Source organism: Mycobacterium sp. KBS0706 (genome assembly GCF_005938675.2).
Classification (GTDB): domain Bacteria; phylum Pseudomonadota; class Alphaproteobacteria; order DSM-16000; family Inquilinaceae; genus Inquilinus.
The window spans coordinates 1-342 of record NZ_VCCH02000385.1; the positions used below are offsets into that span (position 1 = coordinate 1).

Below are 342 nucleotides of genomic sequence, written 5' to 3' on the forward strand. Positions count from 1 at the left end.
TCCATGCTGCCGCTGCTCGAGGCGGTGATACAGGCCGGCCAGCCGCTGCTGATCGTCGCCGAGGATGTCGACGGCGAGGCGCTGGCCACCCTGGTGGTCAACAAGCTGCGCGGCGGGTTGAAGGTCGCGGCGGTCAAGGCGCCGGGCTTCGGCGACCGGCGCAAGGCGATGCTCGAGGACCTCGCCGCCCTGACCGGCGGCCAGGTCATCTCCGAGGATCTCGGCATCAAGCTCGAGAGCGTCACGCTCGACATGCTCGGCCGGGCCAAGAAGGTCGTCATCTCCAAGGAGGAGACGACGGTGGTCGACGGCGCCGGCGCCAAGAAGGACATCGAGGGCCGC

Annotated in this window: 1 protein-coding gene; it reads left to right on the forward strand. The window is 69.6% G+C overall.

The window, feature by feature from the left end; translation table 11 throughout:
* On the forward strand, window positions 1–342 hold a 342-nt coding region (locus FFK22_RS42390), incomplete at both ends, for a TCP-1/cpn60 chaperonin family protein (RefSeq protein WP_306770284.1).